We start from the raw sequence: 18,774 nt of genomic DNA on the forward strand, positions 1-18,774 counted from the left end.
AAAACCATGTATGAAACACAGGTCAAAGTGCGTTTTTGCGAAACAGACGCACTCGGTCACATTAACAATACGAGCTATTTCATTTATTTAGAAGAGGCACGCATTGCTTTTTTTGAAGAAATGGGAGCATCCATGCATACAGAAAAGTGGGAGTATATTTTAGCGTCTACTAAATGTGATTTTGTTGCGCAAGGATATTTTAATCAAGTGTTAATGATTAAAACCTTTGTATCTAATGTCGGCAATAAAAGCTTTACAATTGGTCATGAAATTACCGACAGCAAGACGGGATCGCTGATTGCCAAAGGAGAAGCTGTCATCGTGTACTTTGATTTTGATGCACAAAAAAGCGTTTCTATTCCAGCGGATATTAAGCAGTTTTTGATGAATTATAAAGTAGCTGTTTAACTATAAAAAAGCAGGTGGTAAAAGAATGTCACAAATCATTCCCGTACGAAAAGGAGAGGAATTAAACACGGAAAAACTGCATCAGTTTCTCCGTGTTTCGATTCTTGATTTACCTAAAGAGCCTCTTGTAATCAAGCAATTTGGATCAGGTGCGTCCAATTTAACCTACGCTCTTTCAGTCGGAGAGTGGGAGGCGGTGTTGAGACGCCCGCCATTTGGGCCAGTTGCGCCAAAAGCGCATGACATGGAAAGAGAATACAAGATTTTATCTGTTTTATCGAAGTCGTTCCCTCTCGCTCCTAGGCCGTATGTGTTTTGTGAAGATGAGACGGTGGTCGGAAAATCCTTTTTTTTAATGGAGCGAAAGCACGGTGTTCTCATCGACACAGCGTTTCCAAAAGAAGTGAAAGAAACGAGCCAACTTTGCCGTCGTATTTCAGAACAAATGGTGGATGTCCTTGTTCAGCTTCATGATGTTCCTTATAAAGGCACGCTCCTTGAAGAAATCAGCAAGCCTGAAGGTTTTTTAGAACGTCAAGTACACGGCTGGATTCATCGTTATGAAAAATCAAAAACAAGTGACATACCGGAAGTAGAAGCACTAAAGAAATGGTTGACCACACACATCCCCACTTCACAGCATCCAACCATTATTCACTATGATTATAAGCTTAACAATACGTTATTTTCACCGGATGGAAATAAAATTGTAGGATTATTTGACTGGGAAATGACAACCGTTGGAGACCCGCTTGCTGATTTGGGAGTGGCGATGAGCTATTGGATGGAAGACAGCGACCCTGAACTTTTAAAAAGAGGATTGGGGAACCCACCTGTTACTGTGCAAAAAAGCTTTTATTCCCGTCGAGATTTTGTGGAAGCGTATGCTAAAAAAAGCGGACGAGATGTGTCACACATTGACTTTTACCTGAAGTTTGCGTACTTCAAACTTGCTGTCATTTGTCAGCAAATTTATTACCGTTATAAAAAAGGCCAAACAAATGACAAACGGTTTTCACAATTTGGAGAGTATGTAAAAACGCTGATTATTCATGCTCTGCATACAGAACGCAGGCATATATGAAAAGAAAAGTTCACGTAATACTCAAAAAAGAAGAGCTTCTTGCCAAAAAGCTAGAAGGAAAAACGGTCGTTATATTTGACATCTTATTGGCTACTTCAACAATTGCGGCTGCTTTACAACAAGGAGCAATAGAGGTTATTCCCGTAAAAAACGAAGAAGAAGCGCGCAATAAAGCAAAAACGTATAAGCCTGATGAAATTGCGCTTGTAGGCGAATATAGAGGGAAAACGATTGAAGGCTTTTTTGATCCAAGCCCCAGCACGATAAAGCAGCATGTTCAAGATAAAACGGTTATTTTGTCCACCACTAATGGAACGGTGGCCATTCATAACGCTGAAAAAGCAAAACATGTCTATGCAGCTTCACTGTTAAACGGAGAAGCGGTTGCCAGTGCTGTTTGTCAACCAAGTCAAGATGAAACTGTTTTATTGGTTTGTTCAGGTTCATCCGATCGCTTCTGTCTAGAAGATTTATATGGAGCGGGGTACTTTATAAGCTGTCTTCTGCAACTAAAAACATTTTATTTAACGGATGCTGCAAAAGCCGCACTGCTTTTGTATAAGGCTTATGAGCATTCATCTCTTGAAATATTGAAACACTCAGCCGTAGGAGAAATGCTCACTCAGTATGGCTTTCTAGACGAAATTGGCTTTGTAAGCCGGAAAAACGTCTACTCTGTAGTTCCTAAGGTAGTGAAGAAAAAGCTAGTAAACGGGGAGGAAATGATATGTCTGAAATGAAAACCGAAGCAAAAGGCGGATCATTTTTACTTAAAAAAACATCTGCGCAGCACGTCTATACATCTGAAGACTTAACGGATGAGCATCGTATGATCGCTCAGACAGCAAAGCAGTTTATTGAAAAAGAAGTCGACCCTTACCACAGTGACATTGAGCAGCAGGATTTTAATAAAGTAGTAGAATTGATGCATAAAGCAGGCGAGCTTGGACTTCTTGCTCACAGTATTCCAGAAGCATATGGAGGACTAGGTCTTGATAAAGTAAGCAAAGGACTCGTCAGTGAAATCATCGGCCGGACAAGCGGATATGGAGTCGCTCATTCTAATCATACATGCATTGCGACACTTCCTATTACGTATTTTGGTACCAAAAAGCAAAAAGAAAAATACTTGCCCAAATTGGCAAGCGGTGAATATATTGGCGCCTACTGTTTGACAGAGCCAGAAGCTGGTTCTGATGCTCTTGCAGCCCAAACAAAAGCCGTATTAAATCCTGAAAAAACGCATTATGTATTAAATGGAACGAAGCAGTACATTACCAATGCTGCCTTTTCAGATACGTTCATCACATATGCAAAAGTAGACGGAGAACATTTTACCGCTTTTATTGTAGAAAAAGATTTTGAAGGACTGTCTCTCGGGCCAGAAGAAAAGAAAATGGGGATTAAAGGGTCGTCTACTCGCCCGGTTATTTATGAAGATTGTTTAGTACCCGTAGAAAACGTACTTGGACAAGTAGGAAGAGGTCACTTGATTGCGCTGAACGTCTTAAACCTTGGACGTTTTAACTTAGGTTCTGCATGTATGGGCGCAGCGAAATATGCGTTTGAACTTGCTTTAGGTTATACAAAAGAACGCAAGCAGTTTAAAACAGCTATTGCGGAATTTAACGCTTCAAAAGAAAAAATAGCAAAAATGGCGGCTCGTATTTTTGCATCTGAATCTATCCAGTACCGTACAGCTGGTTTACTAGAAGAGGCGCTTGGTGGACTATATGAAAGTGAAAATCATAAGTTAGTAGCTAAACAGCTGGCTGAATTTGCAATGGAATGTTCAGTGTGTAAAGTGTATGGATCGGAAACTCTTGATTTAATTGCCGATGAATCGCTGCAGCTTCATGGCGGAGCAGGATTTATTCAAGAATATAAAATCGAACAAGTATACCGTGACTCACGCATCAATCGTATTTTTGAAGGTACAAATGAAATCAACCGCCTTTTGCTTCCAACTCAGCTTCTAAAAAAAGCAGGCAAAGGAGAAATAGAGCTGAACAAACGAGTAGAACATGCCGTTAGTGAATTGATGAGCGGTCAGTGGGAAATATCTTCAAATGAACTTCTAGCACGAGAAAAGCAGGCTGTTATTACAACAAGGCATTTATTTCTTGCATTGCTAGGAACAGCATTCCAAACGTTTCAGACAAATCTAGCGCAAGAACAAGAAACGCTGATGAAATTAGCAGAAATTGCTATTGGGCTATTCGCTATGGAGTCATCTGTGCTGCGCGTGGAAAAAGCTGTAACCAGAAATGGAGAAGAAAAAGAAACGTTAAAAAGCAAACTCACAGCAACAGTTGTTAGTGAAACGCTCTTTGAAATTGAAAAGCAGGCTCGACAATTAATAAACGGGATGTTAACGGGTGAAAAACACCGACAGTACCGCACAATTCTTGGAAAATGGATGAATGATTTGCAAAGTGAAGGAGAGTTCATGCGCAATCGAGACATCGCCCGTGAATTTATCGACAGCGAACGATATGTTGTATAAGGAGGGATATTATGATGCGTTTTGAAGGGCAAATAGCTGTTATTACAGGAGCTGGAAGCGGCATTGGAGAAGCGACCGCTCAAAGAATGGCGAAAGAAGGCGCTCGCGTCATTCTTGTGGGGCGAACGAAAGAAAAACTAATACAGGCTGCATCCGCTATTGACACACGGTGTGAACGAAAATGTACAGATATTTTCCCAGCTGACGTAACGAAAGAAGAAGACGTCAAAGAGCTTGCTGAGTTTATAAAAGAAAAGTACGGACAAATTCATTTATTAATTAATAACGCAGGCGGATCTGTTAATTCCACAATCAAAGAAACAACGCTTGAACAGTGGAAACAGGTGCAGGACGTCAATTTAACAAGCGTATTTCTTGTAACAAAACATTTGATTCCTTTTTTAACTGAAGAAATAGCAGAAAATCGCTCTATTGTTAACATCGCTTCTCTTTCAGGACATAAAGCAGGTGCGCAAATTCCCCACTATAGCGCTGCTAAAGCTGCTTTAATCAACTTTACAAAAGCAATGGCATTTGAATTAGCACCTCACGGAATCAGAGTAAACTCTGTGTCTCCTGGATTCGTAGAAACACCTTTAACACAGCCTGGACTTGAAAATGAGCGCTTCACTAAGGCAATCGAAAAAAATACGGCTTTAAAACGTGTAGGTAAACCAGATGAAATTGCAAATGTTATTGCTTTTGTAGCGTCTAAAGAGGCATCGTATATGACGGGAAGTGATTTATTAGTAGACGGCGGGTGGCTTATCGTTTAATACAAAGCAAAGAGGAGGAAGTCGAAATTATGAGTGATTTAGTAGTAGAAAAGCAGGGGACTATTTTATCTTTAACGTTAAATCGACCGGATCGTTTAAATGCATTCAGTGAGGAAATGATTGAAAAGTTAACAGCTGAAATAAAACAGGCACAAAGCGATGAGTCTATTAAAGTGGTTATATTAAATGGAGCGGGGCGCTCGTTTTCTGCCGGAGGCGATGTGAAAACGATGGGCCAAGCATCGGGAGCTGATGTTTATGAACATATCGGCCGTTTAAATGAATGTATTTTAGCGATGCAAAATCTAGAGAAGCCAATTATTTCAGCAGTTCATGGGTTTGCAGCAGGAGCTGCTTTTAATTTAGCTCTCGCTTCTGACTTTATCATCGCATCACAAGAAAGCCGATTTGTATTAAGCTTTTCTCAAGTGGGATTGATTTCAGATGGAGGAGGTCTTTACTTTCTCACAAAGGTCGTTGGCCCCCACAAAGCTAAAGAACTGCTATTTTTAGCAGAGCCTCTGGATGCCGATACGGCTTACAAAGCCGGTTTTTTGAACCGTGTAGTGCCGTTAGATCAGTTGAAAGATGAGGTTACGTCTTTTGCAAGCCGTTTATCACAAGGGCCAACGAAAGCGTACGGAAAAATGAAAAAAATCGTCAACGATTCATTCCATTTAACGCTAGAACAAGTGCTTGAACAAGAAAGGCTAACGCAAGTTCTTATGGTAGAAACGAGGGATCATCAAGAAGGAATATCTGCATTTAAAGAAAAAAGAAAGCCACTATTTCAAGGGAAATAAGAGGGGGATATAAAAGATGAAAGCTATTCAATTCACGCAGTATGGAGGGCCTGATGTTCTGCAAGTTATCGATATTGCACGCCCTGTACCTAAAAAGAAAGATGTGCTCATTAAAGTTGCGGCAATTGGCGTTAATTATGCCGACGCTGCGCGGCGCGAAGGAGCATATGTAGTCGAAACGCCGCTGCCTTTTATTCCAGGCTCTGAAGTAGCAGGCGAAGTGGTTGAAGTAGGCGAGGATGTACAAGGGATAAAAGTAGGTACAAAAGTCGTGACACTGCTGGGATCTAATCGAGCAACAGGATACGCTGAGTACACGCTGGCAGATTCAAGAGGCCTTATTCCGTTGCCGGAGAATGTGGATTTAACACAGGCCGTTGCTTTGCCTCTTCAAGGACTAACGGCTTATCATATTTTAAAAACAATGGGTCGCCTTGAAAAAGGAGAAATCGTCATCGTTCATGCAGCAGCAGGCGGCGTCGGAACCTTAGCTGTTCAGCTTGCGAAAATTTTTGGAGCTGGAAAAGTTATTGCTACAGCGAGCTCTAAAGAAAAGCTTGAGCTTGCAAAAAATCTTGGAGCCGACGAAGTGATTAACTATACAGAAACAGGCTGGGAAAAACGGATTTTAGAAGTAACAGAAGGAAAAGGAGCCGATATTATTTTAGAAATGGTAGGAGGGCATATATTCTATGAATCTCTTCAATGTCTTGCACCATTTGGACGCCTCGTTTTTTACGGAATGGCTAGCGGAAAATCTGTAAAGTTTAACCCTGCTCGCCTGATGGAAAAAAATCAGTCGGTTCTCGGCTTTTTCTTACCTCAAATGATGGCAAAACCAGCACTTTATCAGCAAAGCCTGCATGAGCTATTAAACTACGTGAATTCCGGTCAGTTAAAATTAATGCTGGGCGGTACATTTTCACTTGAAGAAGCAGCAGATGTACATCGTCTGCTTCAAGGAAGAAAAACGACCGGAAAATTAGTGTTAGTTCCTTAACAAAACAGCTTCCGTCTCTAATAGGGATGGAAGCTGTTTTAGTTTAAAAAATTGGCTTTCGCCTGCCAAATTTTTAAAAACCGCTTAATAATTTGGCATAAAAATCAGTACTTTTTACTAATTTCTTCTATATTTTAACACTGGCATGGAAGTTGCATAATAAGTGTTTGAACATATAAAGGAGGAATTGAATATGGTGAGAAATGGAACGGACCGCGTGAAGCGGGGAATGGCAGAAATGCAAAAAGGCGGCGTTATCATGGACGTGATCAATGCAGAACAGGCAAAAATTGCAGAGGTAGCAGGCGCTGTTGCTGTTATGGCGTTAGAGCGTGTTCCAGCTGATATTCGTGCAGCAGGCGGCGTGTCTCGTATGGCAGACCCAACAATTGTTGAAGAAGTGATGAACGCTGTATCCATTCCAGTTATGGCAAAAGCCCGAATCGGCCATATTGTTGAAGCACGCGTGCTAGAAGCGATGGGTGTAGACTACATTGATGAAAGTGAAGTGCTTACTCCAGCTGATGAGGAATATCACCTTAACAAAAGTACATTTACGGTTCCATTTGTATGCGGATGCCGTGATTTAGGGGAAGCAGCAAGACGAATTGGTGAAGGTGCTTCGATGCTTCGTACAAAAGGCGAACCAGGAACAGGAAATATCGTGGAAGCAGTGCGTCATATGCGCCAAGTCAACGCTCAAGTACGTAAAGTGGTAGGCATGGATGAAGACGAGTTAATGACAGAAGCCAAACTATTAGGTGCCCCTTATGAGCTATTACTGCAAATTAAACGTGAAGGCCGCTTACCGGTTGTAAACTTTGCAGCAGGCGGCGTAGCAACACCCGCGGACGCAGCGTTAATGATGCAGCTTGGAGCAGACGGTGTGTTCGTTGGTTCAGGAATCTTTAAATCCGACAACCCTGAAAAATTTGCTCGAGCAATCGTTGAGGCAACAACGCATTATCAAGATTATGAACTCATTGCAAGCTTGTCAAAAGGGCTAGGAAGTGCAATGAAAGGAATTGAAATTTCATCATTATTACCAGAAAATCGTATGCAAGAACGCGGCTGGTAATAAGTAATAACTTTTAAACTTAGTTAGGAGAATGATCATGGGGAAATATACAATAGTCGATAAAGAAACGTGTATTGCGTGCGGCGCATGCGGAGCTGCGGCACCTGATATTTATGATTATGATGATGAAGGAATTGCGTTCGTTATCCTTGATGATAATCAAGGCACTGTTGAAGTGCCCCAAGAGTTAGAAGACGATTTAATAGATGCGTTTGAAGGCTGTCCAACAGAGTCCATCCGTATAGCAGATGAAAAGTTTGATGGAGATTCGAATAAATTTCAATAAAGCCGAATAAATAAAAAAATAGAAAGTTTTTTTAAAAGAAAAGAAGGATTTTGTCTAGAAAAGGCGAAATGTTAGTTGTGTAAGAACATATCTTTTTAAAAATGAAAGCACTTACATAACTAAAAGCATATGAGTTAGTCTCATTTGACCTTTCAGAATTATTAGTGTAAATGTGCGGAGTAATTAAATAGTTTTTAAAAGGAGATTAAGGGGCATGCAAATACTGAATACAGTCATTGTGACAGGATATGCAAAAGCTCCACAGGGAACTTCCATGTATGAAATGTATAAGCATGCGGGAATTGTACTAGAAGTGGATCTGACAGAGCATAAAATTGTAAATGCTGAGTTTACGTTTATTACGGAGCTGACGCAAAATTTTTTCCGGAAGCTGCTTATTGGTTACTGCCTTGCAGATGGAATTGAACCTCTTATTGAACGTATTCAAAATTATTATTTTGCTCCATCTCAACAGGCGATTATCGTAGCGCTTCAGGCTGCAATCCAACGTTACTGGGATAATGTGAATCAAAAAATTACATAGCGTTTGGTTAGAATAAAGTGAGAAGACAACCTCTTTTCATGGTCTTATTAAAACCAAGCAGACACACACGCTTTACAAAGAATGGGGGACGTTCCTGTTTCTTTGGGGAGTCATTGTGTCCTGCTTGGTTTTTTTCGTGTAAAGCGCTGTGAAATATAAAAAGAAAAGGAGGAAACAAAATGAACAAAATCATCACGCGCGAAGAAGCAGTAGGAAAAATAACTGATGGCGCACGCATTATGGTAGGTGGATTTGGTCTTGTAGGAAGCCCGCTTAGTCTAATTGAGGCGATTGCCAAATCAAACCTTAAAGATTTAGAGATTATTAGTAATAACCTCGGTGAACCTGGAAAAGGATTGGGTATATTGGTTCAAAGAAAACAAGTAAAAAAAGCTATAGGTTCGTATTTCACTTCCAATCCTGAAGTTGTGCATGCCTATCAACAACAAGAACTTCAAGTGGAGCTTATCCCGCAAGGAACAATGTCCGAGGCTATTAGAGCAGGAGGTGCGGGCATTGGAGGATTTTACACGCCTGTGAGCGTAGGGACTCAGCTCGCTGAAGGAAAAGAAGAACGAGTATTAAAAGGAAAGAAATATGTTTTGCAAGAATCGCTGCACGCAGATGTAGCGCTTATAAAAGCTAAAAAAGCAGACCGACTCGGAAATCTTATTTACAGCAAATCAGCAAGAAACTTTAATCCAATGATGGCAACGGCCGCTGATATCGTGATTGCTGAAGTAGAAGAAGTGGTTGAAGTTGGACAAATTTCTCCTGAAGAAATTATCACTCCTCATTTATACGTTACTTATATCGTAGTGAAAGGAGAAAAATAAGATGAACGTCAAACAATATATTGCTGGGCGCGCTGCAAAAGAGCTTTGTCAAGGAGATGTAGTGAACTTAGGGATAGGGATTCCTACTTTGGTTGCTAATTATATTTCACCCGATGTTCACGTGTTTTTACATTCAGAAAACGGAATTCTCGGCGTTGGCCCTACTCCTGAAGAAACCTATATAGATCCAGAGCTTGTGAATGCTGGGAAGCTTCCCGTCACGGTCTTGGAAGGTGCCTCATTTTTTAACAGCGCTGATTCTTTTGCGATGATACGCGGAGGTCATGTGAATGTATCCATTCTTGGAGTGCTTCAAGTAGATGAAGCAGGGCGAATTGCGAACTGGGCTGTCCCTGGGAAAAGTGTTCTTGGCGTAGGAGGAGCAATGGATTTATTAGAAGGATCGAAAAAAGTGATTGTGACGACTCTTCATACGAATAGTCAAGGAGAGTCAAAGCTAGTTAGGAATTTAACCTATCCGCTTACTTCAGAGCGACGAGTCGATATGATTATTACGGAATTAGCTGTCTTTTCGGTAACCCATCTTGGTCTTGAACTTCTTGAAACAGCTCCGGGTGTTTCTTTAGAGGAAGTAAAACAAAAAACAGAGGCTTCTTTTCATGTTTCTAAATTATTTAATAAAAACAATGAGGTGACGGCATAATGGCAGTGATTGTAAATGCATTTCGAACCCCTATTGGAAAGTTTGGCGGTTCGCTTGCAGATACGCTTCCAGAAGAACTAGTCTCTCTTGTGATGAAAAACAATTTGTCTTCAGCGGGATATACTTCAGAGATTGTTGATGAAATCATTGTCGGACAGACGAAACAAAGCGCTCATGCTCCTAATATAGCGAGAGTAGCCGGGCTGAGAGCTCAATTCTCTGAACGTATTCCAGCTTATACCGTGCACCGCCAGTGCGGTTCAGGCATGCAGGCTGTAATGAATGGAGCTATGTCCATTTTATCAGGTCAAGCCGAAGTGGTATTAGCCGGAGGAGCGGAAAGCATGTCTCAAGCACCGCACTATACGGTAGGCACTCGTTTTGGTTTTCACGTTGGTGATTTAACACTCTATGACTCTAATACAGAAAGTCAGCCAAAATCACAGCCTGAAACGCTATACGGAACGTTTACAATGGGACAGACGGCGGAGTGGCTTGCTGAAAAGTATAGCATTAGCCGTACGGAGCAGGACGAGTTTGCTTTTTATAGTCAGGAAAAAGCTAGGCGGGCTATAGAACTTGATTTGTTCGAAGAAGAAATTATACCGGTTCCTGTAAAAGAAGGAATGAGGCATTTTGCAACAGATGAATTTCCTCGTCTTACTAGCAAAGAAAAGCTTGGTACGCTTAAGCCCGTTTTTCAAAGAAATGGAACGGTGACAGCCGGAAATTCATCCGGAAGAAACGATGGCGCTTCGATGCTGCTGATGATGTCGGAAGAAAAAGCTGAGCATCTCGGATTAACACCTATGGCAAAGATTGTGTCGTTTGCCGCAGCCGGCGTCTCTCCAAAGGAAATGGGAATTGGCCCCGTTTCTGCTTCGCAAATTGCTTTAACTAAAGCCGGTTTAAGCTTAAATGATATGGACTTAATTGAATTAAACGAAGCATTTGCCGCCCAAAGTATTGCTTGCTTAAGAGAATGGGACATCACATCAGAGAAAGTGAATGTAAACGGAGGAGCAATTGCGCTTGGACATCCTTTAGGCTGCTCCGGGGCAAGAATCATCACAACTCTGTGTCATGAGCTCCACAAGCAAAAAAGACGATACGGCCTTGCTACTATTTGCGTTGCAGGAGGGTTAGGAATGGCGATGGTGGTGGAAAGATGGACGAAATAAAAAGAGATTATGTTTTTCATAGAGATTTAACAAAAAAGTACCCTATGATTACGCACGGTCAAGGAAGCTACTTAATAGATGAACAAGGAAAAAAGTATTTAGACGGCTGCTCCGGGGCCGTAGCGGCAAACTTAGGGCACGGCATTGTAAAAATAGCCGAGGCGATGGCTGATCAGGCTAAAAAAGCGGCGTTTGTTCATACATTACGTTTTGAAACAGATGTTTTGCATAAACTTGCAGGAAAAATCGGTAAAATGGCTCCACTCCATTTAAACAAAGTCTATTTTACATCAGGAGGATCAGAAGCCAATGAAAGTGCAATAAAATTAGCAAGGCAATATCACAGAGATGCCGGAAAGATGCAAAAACACATCGTAATCGGAAGGTGGCAGTCTTACCATGGAAACACGATAGGGGCACTATCAGCTGGAGGAGACGTAAAAAGACGATATCCTTATACACCTAATCTTTTACATTTTGCGCACGTCTATTCGCCGTATTGTCATCGCTGTCCGTATAATCGCAATCAAGAAGACTGCGTGGCAAATCAAAACTGGAGCTGCATCACCGATATTGAACGCACCATTTTAGAGCTTGGTCCAGAAAATATTTCAGCTTTTATCGCAGAGCCCATCGTAGGAAGTCAGCAAGGAGCTGTTGTACCTCCGCTTGACTATTTCAAAAAAGTACGTGAGCTCTGCAGCCGTTATGACATTCTTTTGATTGTTGATGAAGTGATGACAGGCTTTGGGAGAACGGGAACTGATTTTGCAGTGGAACAATTCGGAATCGAACCGGATATTCTAACGTTTGGTAAAGGAGTTTCAGCAGGGTACGCTCCTTTAGGAGGAATGGTTGTCCATGACCGTCTGATTCAAGGACTGTTAGAAAATAGCGGCGGAAAATTCCTTCACGGCTATACGTACAGTGGACATCCTGTTTCGATAGCGGCAGGACTTGCTGCTTTGGACATGTATGAAGAAGTAAATATCCTTCAAAATGTAGAAACTCAAGGTGCGTATTTAATGGAATGTTTAGTAGCGCTGCAGCGCAAGCATCCGTATATTTCAGATATTCGCGGCCGCGGACTTTTAATTGGATTAGAACTAATGAAAGACGCCAATCAACAGATATTTTTCGAGCCAGGTGAAGCAGCCAGCGAAAAGCTCAATGAAATTTGTATGGAGCTTGGAGGCGTATTTTATCCAGGGTCCGGATCTATAGATGGACATAAAGGAGAACATATCATTATTAGTCCTCCTTTAAATATAACGAAATCAGAAGTTGATGAAATAGTGAGATTGCTAGATCATGCGTTTTCTATTTTTCATCAGCACATAAGAAAGGATGAGTCATATGAAAGTGCAAAATAAAACAGAAGAGCTTCAAATCAAAGGCAAAAAACATTTATCACCCGTGATGACAAGAGTAACAGAGCTTGTTATTGAAAAAGCGCACGGTGCGAAATTTTGGACAGCTGATGGCACGGAATATATTGATTTTGTATCAGGAGTAGCTGTCAATGCAGTAGGTCATACACATGAAAAGATGGTAGAAGCAATTAAAAAACAAGCAGATCAGCTGCTTCACCTCGGTTTAAATTACGGATACTACGAAACAGCTGTGAATTTGGCAGAAAAACTTGCGCAAATTACGCCAGGAAACTTAGATACGGTTTTCTTTTCAAACTCAGGCGCAGAAGCTATTGATGGAGCGCTTAAGTTAGCAAAAGCGGCCACTGGCAGACCAGGGATTATCGCTTTTGAAGGTTCTTTTCATGGCCGTACACTCGGAGCTACAGCTATTACGGCTTCAAGCTCCAAGTACCGAAGCTACTACGAGCCGATTTTGGGAGAAGTGTATCACGCGCCTTATCCGTATCCAAGTCAGCTTCCTAATATTGACGAGGAAGAAGCGGAAGCATATTGCTTAAATCAACTGCAAAAGCTGTTTGAACTGCGGGTGGATCCTTCACGCGTAGCGGCGATTGTTATTGAGCCAGTCATGGGCGAAGGAGGCTATTACCCTGCTCCTTCTAGCTTTTTACGCGCACTGAGAGACATAGCGAATGATTATGGCATTCTGCTTATCTTTGATGAAGTGCAAACGGGATTCGGGCGCACTGGAAAAATGTTTGCCGCGGAACATGCTGGAGTCACACCAGATATTTTAGTTTTAGCAAAAGCTCTTTCCGGTGGTATGCCACTAGGAGCGATTGTAGCAAGCCGAGAACTGCATGAGAAATGGCCAACAGCCGGACATGGTTCTACTTTTGGTGGAAATCCAGTATCGTGCGCAGCTGCTTTAGCTAACATTTCAATCATTGAAGAAGAAAAGCTTGTAGAGCGCAGTAAAAAAGTAGGTGCCGATATTGTGAAACGTCTTCAGCATTCTATCGGACATTTACCGGCTATTAAAGAGGTTAGAGGAATTGGCATGATGATTGGCATTGAATTTCATGTTGAAACAGCAGCTGCTTATGTTCCTGCCATTAAATCAAAAGCGCTGGAAAGAAGACTGCTTATCATGAACTGTGGAGTCAAAGGGCAAACCATTCGCTTAATGCTGCCGCTGAATATTGATAAAGACGTGCTGAATCAAGGGCTGTCTTTATTAGAAGAAGTCATCACAGAAGCAGTTTCAATTAACTAGCTTTTTAAATGAAAAGGAGGGTAACGATATGAGTCAAACTAAAACCGAACTGCTGCAAGGAGATTTATATATTAACGGCGAGTGGGTAAGTGAAGAGGAGCAAACCTATTTTAAAAGTATAAACCCTGCAACACAAGAGCTCGTCGGAATGTGCGCAGCCGCTACGGCTAGTCAAGTCGATGCTGCCGTAAACGCGGCTAGTAAAGCCTACAGCCACTGGAAAAATACATCTATTCCTGAACGTGCAGCATTTTTAACAAAAGCAGCTTTGCTTTTTGAAGACAGAAAAGAAGAGCTAGCTCAAGTGATGACAAAAGAAATGGGAAAACCGCTATCAGAATCCATAGGGGAAGTTGGTGTCGTCATTGCAACAGCTCAGTATATGGCGGGAGAAGGAAGACGTTTGTTTGGCGAAATAGTGCCCGCTGGCTTTCCTGACCGAGATATAAAAATGGTGCGCGAACCGCTTGGAGTTGTGGCATGTATTACACCTTGGAACTTTCCTGTTTCTCTCGCTTCTTATAAAATGTTTGCTGCTTTAATTGCTGGCAACACGGTTGTTTGGAAGCCGGCTTCAGAAGTGGCGCTCTCAGCGAAGATTTTTATGGAAGTATTGCACGCTGCGGGGCTTCCAAAAGGAACGATTAACTTGCTTACAGGATCGGGCAGAATCGTTGGACAAAAGCTTGCTACGCACTCTGAAGTGAAAATCATCTCATTTACAGGTTCTACGGAAGTTGGTCAGCAATTAGCAGAAATGAGCAGCAAAACCTTAAAGCGTATTTCTTTAGAGCTAGGAGGAAAAAACGCGGTTATCGTATTAAAAGATGCCAATCTGGATAAAGCAGCAGAGGGAATCGTTAAATCAGCATTCACGACAACGGGTCAGCGCTGTACCGCAGCTAGCAGAGTCATCGTGGAGCGTTCAGTAAAAGAAGAGCTGTTGAAAAAAGTAATAGCTCTTACAGAAGAAATGAAGATTGGAAATGGTCTTGATGAAGGGGTTGCAATAGGACCGCTTGTTAATGAACAGCAGTGCCGTTTAGTAGAAGATTACGTACAAAAAGCGGTAGAAGAAGGTGGGAATATTGCGCTCGGAGGTCGTGCTTTATCAGAGTTAGGAACTTGTTATTACATGCCTACAATCATCGATAACGTCTATTCAAATCACACAATTGCTCAAGAAGAGATTTTTGGTCCCGTGCTTGCTTTTATTGAAGTAGATGGCTACGAAGAAGCAATGAGCGTCAATAATGGAACGGTGTACGGACTTTCCACTTCTATTTATACAAGCAGCTTGCACTATGCCAGCCGAGCTGCCAAAGACGCTGTTAGCGGATTAGTCTATATCAATAACGGAACATCTAATGCTGAAATGGGGGTAGCATTCGGTGGAATGAAAATGTCTGGCAACGGCCACAGGGAAGTTTCTCATCATGCATTTGATGTGATGACAGAATGGAAGTCTGTCTACACCAACTATTAATCTCGCACCTTAGCGAAAAGGAGGAGCACATGTCTTCATATCGCATTGGCATTGCCTTTTTTTATCATGAATCTCACAGCTTTAGTCCATTAAAAACAGAAATAGAACAGTTTGTACAAGAAGGATATTTTGTTGGAACGGAAATATATAAAGCATACTCAGGAACCAAAACAGAAGTAGGGGGATTTTTGGATGTATTAAAGCAAGAGAAGCAAGTAGAAATCGTTCCCCTTGTTTGTGCAGCTGCAATTCCGTCTGGGGTTGTATCTTCGGCAGCTTATTACACAATTGAAAAGCAAATGCTGCATATGCTTACTCACGCCGGCCCGCTAGATGGCTTATTAATCGCCTTGCACGGCGCAATGGTAGCAGAGCATCTTTTCGATCCGGAAGCTCATTTGTTAGGTCAAATAAGAAGCTGTATAGGAAATAACGTTCCTATTGCCACTACGCTCGATATGCATGCAAATGTCAGTGAAGATATGCTTACGTACACGTCGCTTCACTTTGGTTTTAAAACATATCCTCACGTTGATATGTATGAACAAGGAGTTAACGCTGCGCGAGCGCTTTTAACACAAGTAAAAGAAAGCGCTATCTATTATGCGTCTTTAAAAAAACTGCCCATGCTTTTGCCGTCGATTAATATGCGAACAGCAGAAGGGCCGATGAAAAAAATGATTGATCTTGCTAAGCAAGCCGAGCAAGAAGAAGACGTATACAATGTTTCCATTTTTGGAGGCTTTCCGTATTCTGATATTCCAATTGCGGGAGCAAGCGTGCTCGTAACAGCTTTGAATCCTGAAACAGCAGAAAAAACAGCAAATAGACTAGCTTCTCAGTTTTGGAGTATAAAAGAAGATTTTATCATGGATTTGCCTACCGTTGAAGAAGGTCTGCAAACAGCGTTAAAACGATCAAACGAACAGCCAATTGTGCTCGCTGATATAGCGGACAATCCTTTAAGCTGTGGAAGCGGTGATACAACAGAGCTTTTAGAATACATGCTGAAGCTAAATATGCCGGGGACACTGTTTGGAGGTCTTTATGACCCTGAATCTATTAAACAATGCGTGCAAGCAGGAGTTGGAAGCTACGTCTCTCTTTCCTTAGGAGGAAAAGTTTCTCCTGAGTTTGGAAAGCCCGTTGAAGTTGAAGCAAAGGTCATTGGCTTATCAGAAGGTGAGTTTTACAATTCGGGACCGTTTAATCAGCATTTAAAAGTAAATGTAAAAGGCGCAGCTCATATTCGAGTAGGAGAATTGGATATTTTGTTGATTGGAAGGCCGGTATCAGCAAACGATCCTGAACTTTTTCGCCATATCGGTATCGAGCCAGCAAGGAAAAAAATAATTGGTTTAAAAGCTAAAAATCATTTCAGAGCCGCTTTTGAACCGCTTGTAGGGTCTATCGTCTATGTGGATGCTCCAGGCGTAGCGTCAAATCGCTTAACGACCTTTAATTATCAGCACCTTCCAAGTCCAATATGGCCGCTGCAAGATGCAAAATATGAAAGTGAAAAAAGGAGGAAAGAAAAATGGATGCATTAAAAGAGCAGTATTATATCGAAGTCCCAGAGTCGTTAAGTCCCGCGCAGCAAAAAATGATGATTGAACTTGAAAAAGATGCGTTTCCGGGCATGGGAGCCGTTGATGAACAGACGCTTGTACCTTTAGCGCGCTACGGAAAGCTCATTCAATATTTCCAGGAAAATGACGCAAGGCCAATTGCCATTTGCGAGCTGCTTAGAGATTACAAAGATGTCACAAAAGCTTATATCTTTGGGTTCTACGTCCGCTCTGATAAACAAGGAAGCGGAATTGGACAGCTGTTCTTAGAAGAGATATTTTCGATTCTACAAAAAGATAATTTTGAAAGTGTTTGTTTGACTGTGAATGTAAAAAATGAAGGCGCTGTTAAGCTGTATAAAAAAATGGACTTTACGATTAAAGAAACGCGAGCAGGAGAGTTTGGCGAAGGAGAAGATCGCTATTATATGGTGCGGTCAATTTCTTAGTAGAACATCTATTCAAAAAATGAACCTTGGAGGGAATATAAAATGAAAAATACATTATATAAAGCAAGCAGACATTGGAAAGAAATCGAGCTTTGGAAAGATGTAACGGACGAGCAGTGGAACGACTGGGTATGGCAGCTGACAAACACGATTAAAACATTGGAAGATTTAAAGAAAGTGATCAATTTAACACCTCAAGAAGAAGAAGGCGTTAAAATTGCAACTAAAACGATTCCGTTAAACATCACTCCTTACTACGCATGGTTAATGGATGAGAATGATCCGAAATGTCCAATCAGAATGCAGTCCGTTCCTATTTCAGAAGAACTGCATAAAACAAGGTATGATTTAGAAGATCCGCTTCATGAAGATGAAGATTCACCGGTTCCTGGCTTAACGCACCGTTATCCCGACCGCGTCCTGTTTTTAGTTACAAATCAGTGCTCCATGTACTGCCGCTATTGTACAAGAAGACGTTTTTCAGGACAAATCGGAATGGGCGTTCCAAAAAAACAGCTGGATACAGCGATTAATTACATTGCAGCCAACCCTCAAATTCGTGATGTATTAATTTCCGGAGGAGACGGCCTATTAATCAATGACAATATTTTAGAATATATTTTGAAAAATTTGCGCGATATTCCGCACGTAGAAATTATTCGTATCGGTACAAGAGCGCCGGTCGTGTTCCCTCAGCGCATTACAGAAAATCTGTGCAACATCTTAAAGAAATATCATCCGGTTTGGCTAAATACGCACTTTAACACATCAATTGAAATTACAGAAGAATCAAAGCGTGCATGTGAAATGCTTGCGAACGTAGGAGTTCCAGTTGGAAACCAAGCGGTTATTTTAGCCGGAATTAACGACAGCGTGCCAATCATGAAGCAGCTTATGCATGATTTAGTAAAGATCCGCGTGCGTCCTTACTACATTTATCAATGTGATTTATCAGAAGGAATCGGCCATTTCCGTGCGCCAATCAGCAAAGGGCTAGAAATTATGGAAGGACTTCGCGGCCATACGTCCGGCTATGCAGTTCCTACGTTTATCGTGGATGCTCCTGGAGGAGGCGGTAAAATTCCGCTGCAGCCAAACTATATTATTTCTCAAAGCTCCAATAAAGTGGTGCTTCGAAACTTTGAAGGTGTTATTACGTCTTATCCAGAGCCGCAAAATTACCAAAGTGGAAGCGCAGAAGAATTTTATAAAAAAGTATATCCTGAAGTGTTTGAAAAATTTGAAAGCAATGGTGTTCTTTCGATTATCGATGATACAAAGTTCAACTTAACGCCAGAAGGTCTAAACCGTCTTGACCGCCGGAAAACGTATGATCAAAATCCAGAGCATAGCTCTTTAAAAGACAAGCGTGAAAAGCGCGATCAATTAAAAGAGAAAAAATTTGAAACGCAAATGAAAAAATACGAAACAGCGGGAGCGAAGGAGGAATAAT

General features: G+C 41.5%; 19 protein-coding genes. All 19 read left to right on the forward strand.

What is annotated here, in order from left to right; genetic code table 11:
- Positions 1 to 6 precede the first annotated feature (6 nt).
- The 19 genes from CEQ83_RS11550 (at position 7) to kamA (ending at position 18,773) form a co-directional block, all read left to right on the forward strand.
- Complete coding sequence (locus CEQ83_RS11550) at positions 7 to 408, forward strand: acyl-CoA thioesterase (protein ID WP_013057057.1); 402 nt, start codon at positions 7 to 9, stop codon at positions 406 to 408.
- 25 nt (positions 409 to 433) lie between these two features.
- The gene (locus CEQ83_RS11555; protein WP_098112605.1) at positions 434 to 1,492 is read left to right on the forward strand and encodes a phosphotransferase family protein; all 1,059 of its coding nucleotides are present in this window, start codon (positions 434 to 436) and stop codon (positions 1,490 to 1,492) included.
- The gene (locus CEQ83_RS11560) at positions 1,489 to 2,232 is read left to right on the forward strand and encodes a 2-phosphosulfolactate phosphatase (protein ID WP_098112606.1); all 744 of its coding nucleotides are present in this window, start codon (positions 1,489 to 1,491) and stop codon (positions 2,230 to 2,232) included. Before CEQ83_RS11555 ends, CEQ83_RS11560 begins: the two co-directional genes overlap by 4 nt.
- Positions 2,220 to 3,998 carry an acyl-CoA dehydrogenase family protein gene (locus CEQ83_RS11565; protein ID WP_155017253.1) on the forward strand — a complete coding sequence of 593 codons (1,779 nt, stop codon included), beginning with the start codon at positions 2,220 to 2,222 and terminating at the stop codon, positions 3,996 to 3,998. The genes CEQ83_RS11560 and CEQ83_RS11565 overlap by 13 nt, the downstream gene beginning before the upstream one ends.
- Positions 3,999 to 4,012: 14 nt before the next feature.
- Positions 4,013 to 4,774, forward strand: a complete 762-nt coding sequence (locus CEQ83_RS11570; protein WP_048021471.1) for an SDR family NAD(P)-dependent oxidoreductase — start codon at positions 4,013 to 4,015, stop codon at positions 4,772 to 4,774.
- A 29-nt stretch (positions 4,775 to 4,803) separates the two neighbouring features.
- On the forward strand, positions 4,804 to 5,577 hold the full coding sequence (locus CEQ83_RS11575) for an enoyl-CoA hydratase/isomerase family protein (RefSeq protein WP_028413341.1): 774 nt from the start codon (positions 4,804 to 4,806) through the stop codon (positions 5,575 to 5,577).
- A gap of 16 nt (positions 5,578 to 5,593) precedes the next feature.
- Positions 5,594 to 6,577 (forward strand): quinone oxidoreductase family protein, encoded by a 984-nt coding sequence (locus tag CEQ83_RS11580; RefSeq protein ID WP_028413340.1) that lies wholly within the window; start codon positions 5,594 to 5,596, stop codon positions 6,575 to 6,577.
- 193 nt (positions 6,578 to 6,770) lie between these two features.
- The gene (pdxS, locus tag CEQ83_RS11585) at positions 6,771 to 7,655 is read left to right on the forward strand and encodes a pyridoxal 5'-phosphate synthase lyase subunit PdxS (RefSeq protein WP_028413339.1); all 885 of its coding nucleotides are present in this window, start codon (positions 6,771 to 6,773) and stop codon (positions 7,653 to 7,655) included.
- A gap of 37 nt (positions 7,656 to 7,692) precedes the next feature.
- Positions 7,693 to 7,941, forward strand: a complete 249-nt coding sequence (locus tag CEQ83_RS11590; protein WP_013057065.1) for a ferredoxin — start codon at positions 7,693 to 7,695, stop codon at positions 7,939 to 7,941.
- 214 nt (positions 7,942 to 8,155) lie between these two features.
- Positions 8,156 to 8,485, forward strand: coding sequence for a DUF3870 domain-containing protein (locus tag CEQ83_RS11595; protein ID WP_013057066.1), 330 nt, complete (start codon positions 8,156 to 8,158; stop codon positions 8,483 to 8,485).
- 179 nt (positions 8,486 to 8,664) lie between these two features.
- Complete coding sequence (locus tag CEQ83_RS11600) at positions 8,665 to 9,321, forward strand: CoA transferase subunit A (RefSeq protein ID WP_028413338.1); 657 nt, start codon at positions 8,665 to 8,667, stop codon at positions 9,319 to 9,321.
- 1 nt (position 9,322) lies between these two features.
- Positions 9,323 to 9,985: a 3-oxoacid CoA-transferase subunit B gene (locus tag CEQ83_RS11605; protein ID WP_028413337.1), complete on the forward strand. Its 663-nt coding sequence runs from the start codon at positions 9,323 to 9,325 to the stop codon at positions 9,983 to 9,985.
- Positions 9,985 to 11,166, forward strand: coding sequence for a thiolase family protein (locus tag CEQ83_RS11610; RefSeq protein ID WP_155017254.1), 1,182 nt, complete (start codon positions 9,985 to 9,987; stop codon positions 11,164 to 11,166). The genes CEQ83_RS11605 and CEQ83_RS11610 overlap by 1 nt, the downstream gene beginning before the upstream one ends.
- Positions 11,154 to 12,539: an aminotransferase family protein gene (locus tag CEQ83_RS11615; protein WP_155017255.1), complete on the forward strand. Its 1,386-nt coding sequence runs from the start codon at positions 11,154 to 11,156 to the stop codon at positions 12,537 to 12,539. The genes CEQ83_RS11610 and CEQ83_RS11615 overlap by 13 nt, the downstream gene beginning before the upstream one ends.
- Positions 12,523 to 13,818, forward strand: coding sequence for an aminotransferase class III-fold pyridoxal phosphate-dependent enzyme (locus CEQ83_RS11620; RefSeq protein WP_155017256.1), 1,296 nt, complete (start codon positions 12,523 to 12,525; stop codon positions 13,816 to 13,818). The genes CEQ83_RS11615 and CEQ83_RS11620 overlap by 17 nt, the downstream gene beginning before the upstream one ends.
- A 28-nt stretch (positions 13,819 to 13,846) precedes the next feature.
- Entirely contained in the window at positions 13,847 to 15,304 is a 1,458-nt protein-coding gene (locus CEQ83_RS11625) for an aldehyde dehydrogenase family protein (protein ID WP_155017257.1), read from the forward strand.
- 29 nt (positions 15,305 to 15,333) lie between these two features.
- On the forward strand, positions 15,334 to 16,854 hold the full coding sequence (locus CEQ83_RS11630) for a M81 family metallopeptidase (protein ID WP_155017258.1): 1,521 nt from the start codon (positions 15,334 to 15,336) through the stop codon (positions 16,852 to 16,854).
- Positions 16,842 to 17,321, forward strand: coding sequence for a GNAT family N-acetyltransferase (locus CEQ83_RS11635; protein WP_028413331.1), 480 nt, complete (start codon positions 16,842 to 16,844; stop codon positions 17,319 to 17,321). The genes CEQ83_RS11630 and CEQ83_RS11635 overlap by 13 nt, the downstream gene beginning before the upstream one ends.
- A gap of 42 nt (positions 17,322 to 17,363) precedes the next feature.
- Entirely contained in the window at positions 17,364 to 18,773 is a 1,410-nt protein-coding gene (kamA, locus tag CEQ83_RS11640) for a lysine 2,3-aminomutase (RefSeq protein ID WP_033578990.1), read from the forward strand.
- The last annotated feature ends 1 nt before the right edge of the window (position 18,774 follow it).

This window comes from Priestia megaterium, assembly GCF_009497655.1.
GTDB classification, from domain to species: domain Bacteria; phylum Bacillota; class Bacilli; order Bacillales; family Bacillaceae_H; genus Priestia; species Priestia zanthoxyli.

What these genes read in the sequence shown, in the direction of transcription:
- CEQ83_RS11550 (WP_013057057.1), top strand. Translation starts at nt 7, where the DNA reads ATGTATGAAACACAGGTCAAAGTGCGTTTTTGCGAAACAGACGCACTC.
- CEQ83_RS11555 (WP_098112605.1), top strand. Translation starts at nt 434, where the DNA reads ATGTCACAAATCATTCCCGTACGAAAAGGAGAGGAATTAAACACGGAA.
- CEQ83_RS11560 (WP_098112606.1), top strand. Translation starts at nt 1,489, where the DNA reads ATGAAAAGAAAAGTTCACGTAATACTCAAAAAAGAAGAGCTTCTTGCC.
- CEQ83_RS11565 (WP_155017253.1), top strand. Translation starts at nt 2,220, where the DNA reads ATGTCTGAAATGAAAACCGAAGCAAAAGGCGGATCATTTTTACTTAAA.
- CEQ83_RS11570 (WP_048021471.1), top strand. Translation starts at nt 4,013, where the DNA reads ATGCGTTTTGAAGGGCAAATAGCTGTTATTACAGGAGCTGGAAGCGGC.
- CEQ83_RS11575 (WP_028413341.1), top strand. Translation starts at nt 4,804, where the DNA reads ATGAGTGATTTAGTAGTAGAAAAGCAGGGGACTATTTTATCTTTAACG.
- CEQ83_RS11580 (WP_028413340.1), top strand. Translation starts at nt 5,594, where the DNA reads ATGAAAGCTATTCAATTCACGCAGTATGGAGGGCCTGATGTTCTGCAA.
- pdxS (WP_028413339.1), top strand. Translation starts at nt 6,771, where the DNA reads ATGGTGAGAAATGGAACGGACCGCGTGAAGCGGGGAATGGCAGAAATG.
- CEQ83_RS11590 (WP_013057065.1), top strand. Translation starts at nt 7,693, where the DNA reads ATGGGGAAATATACAATAGTCGATAAAGAAACGTGTATTGCGTGCGGC.
- CEQ83_RS11595 (WP_013057066.1), top strand. Translation starts at nt 8,156, where the DNA reads ATGCAAATACTGAATACAGTCATTGTGACAGGATATGCAAAAGCTCCA.
- CEQ83_RS11600 (WP_028413338.1), top strand. Translation starts at nt 8,665, where the DNA reads ATGAACAAAATCATCACGCGCGAAGAAGCAGTAGGAAAAATAACTGAT.
- CEQ83_RS11605 (WP_028413337.1), top strand. Translation starts at nt 9,323, where the DNA reads ATGAACGTCAAACAATATATTGCTGGGCGCGCTGCAAAAGAGCTTTGT.
- CEQ83_RS11610 (WP_155017254.1), top strand. Translation starts at nt 9,985, where the DNA reads ATGGCAGTGATTGTAAATGCATTTCGAACCCCTATTGGAAAGTTTGGC.
- CEQ83_RS11615 (WP_155017255.1), top strand. Translation starts at nt 11,154, where the DNA reads ATGGACGAAATAAAAAGAGATTATGTTTTTCATAGAGATTTAACAAAA.
- CEQ83_RS11620 (WP_155017256.1), top strand. Translation starts at nt 12,523, where the DNA reads ATGAAAGTGCAAAATAAAACAGAAGAGCTTCAAATCAAAGGCAAAAAA.
- CEQ83_RS11625 (WP_155017257.1), top strand. Translation starts at nt 13,847, where the DNA reads ATGAGTCAAACTAAAACCGAACTGCTGCAAGGAGATTTATATATTAAC.
- CEQ83_RS11630 (WP_155017258.1), top strand. Translation starts at nt 15,334, where the DNA reads ATGTCTTCATATCGCATTGGCATTGCCTTTTTTTATCATGAATCTCAC.
- CEQ83_RS11635 (WP_028413331.1), top strand. Translation starts at nt 16,842, where the DNA reads ATGGATGCATTAAAAGAGCAGTATTATATCGAAGTCCCAGAGTCGTTA.
- kamA (WP_033578990.1), top strand. Translation starts at nt 17,364, where the DNA reads ATGAAAAATACATTATATAAAGCAAGCAGACATTGGAAAGAAATCGAG.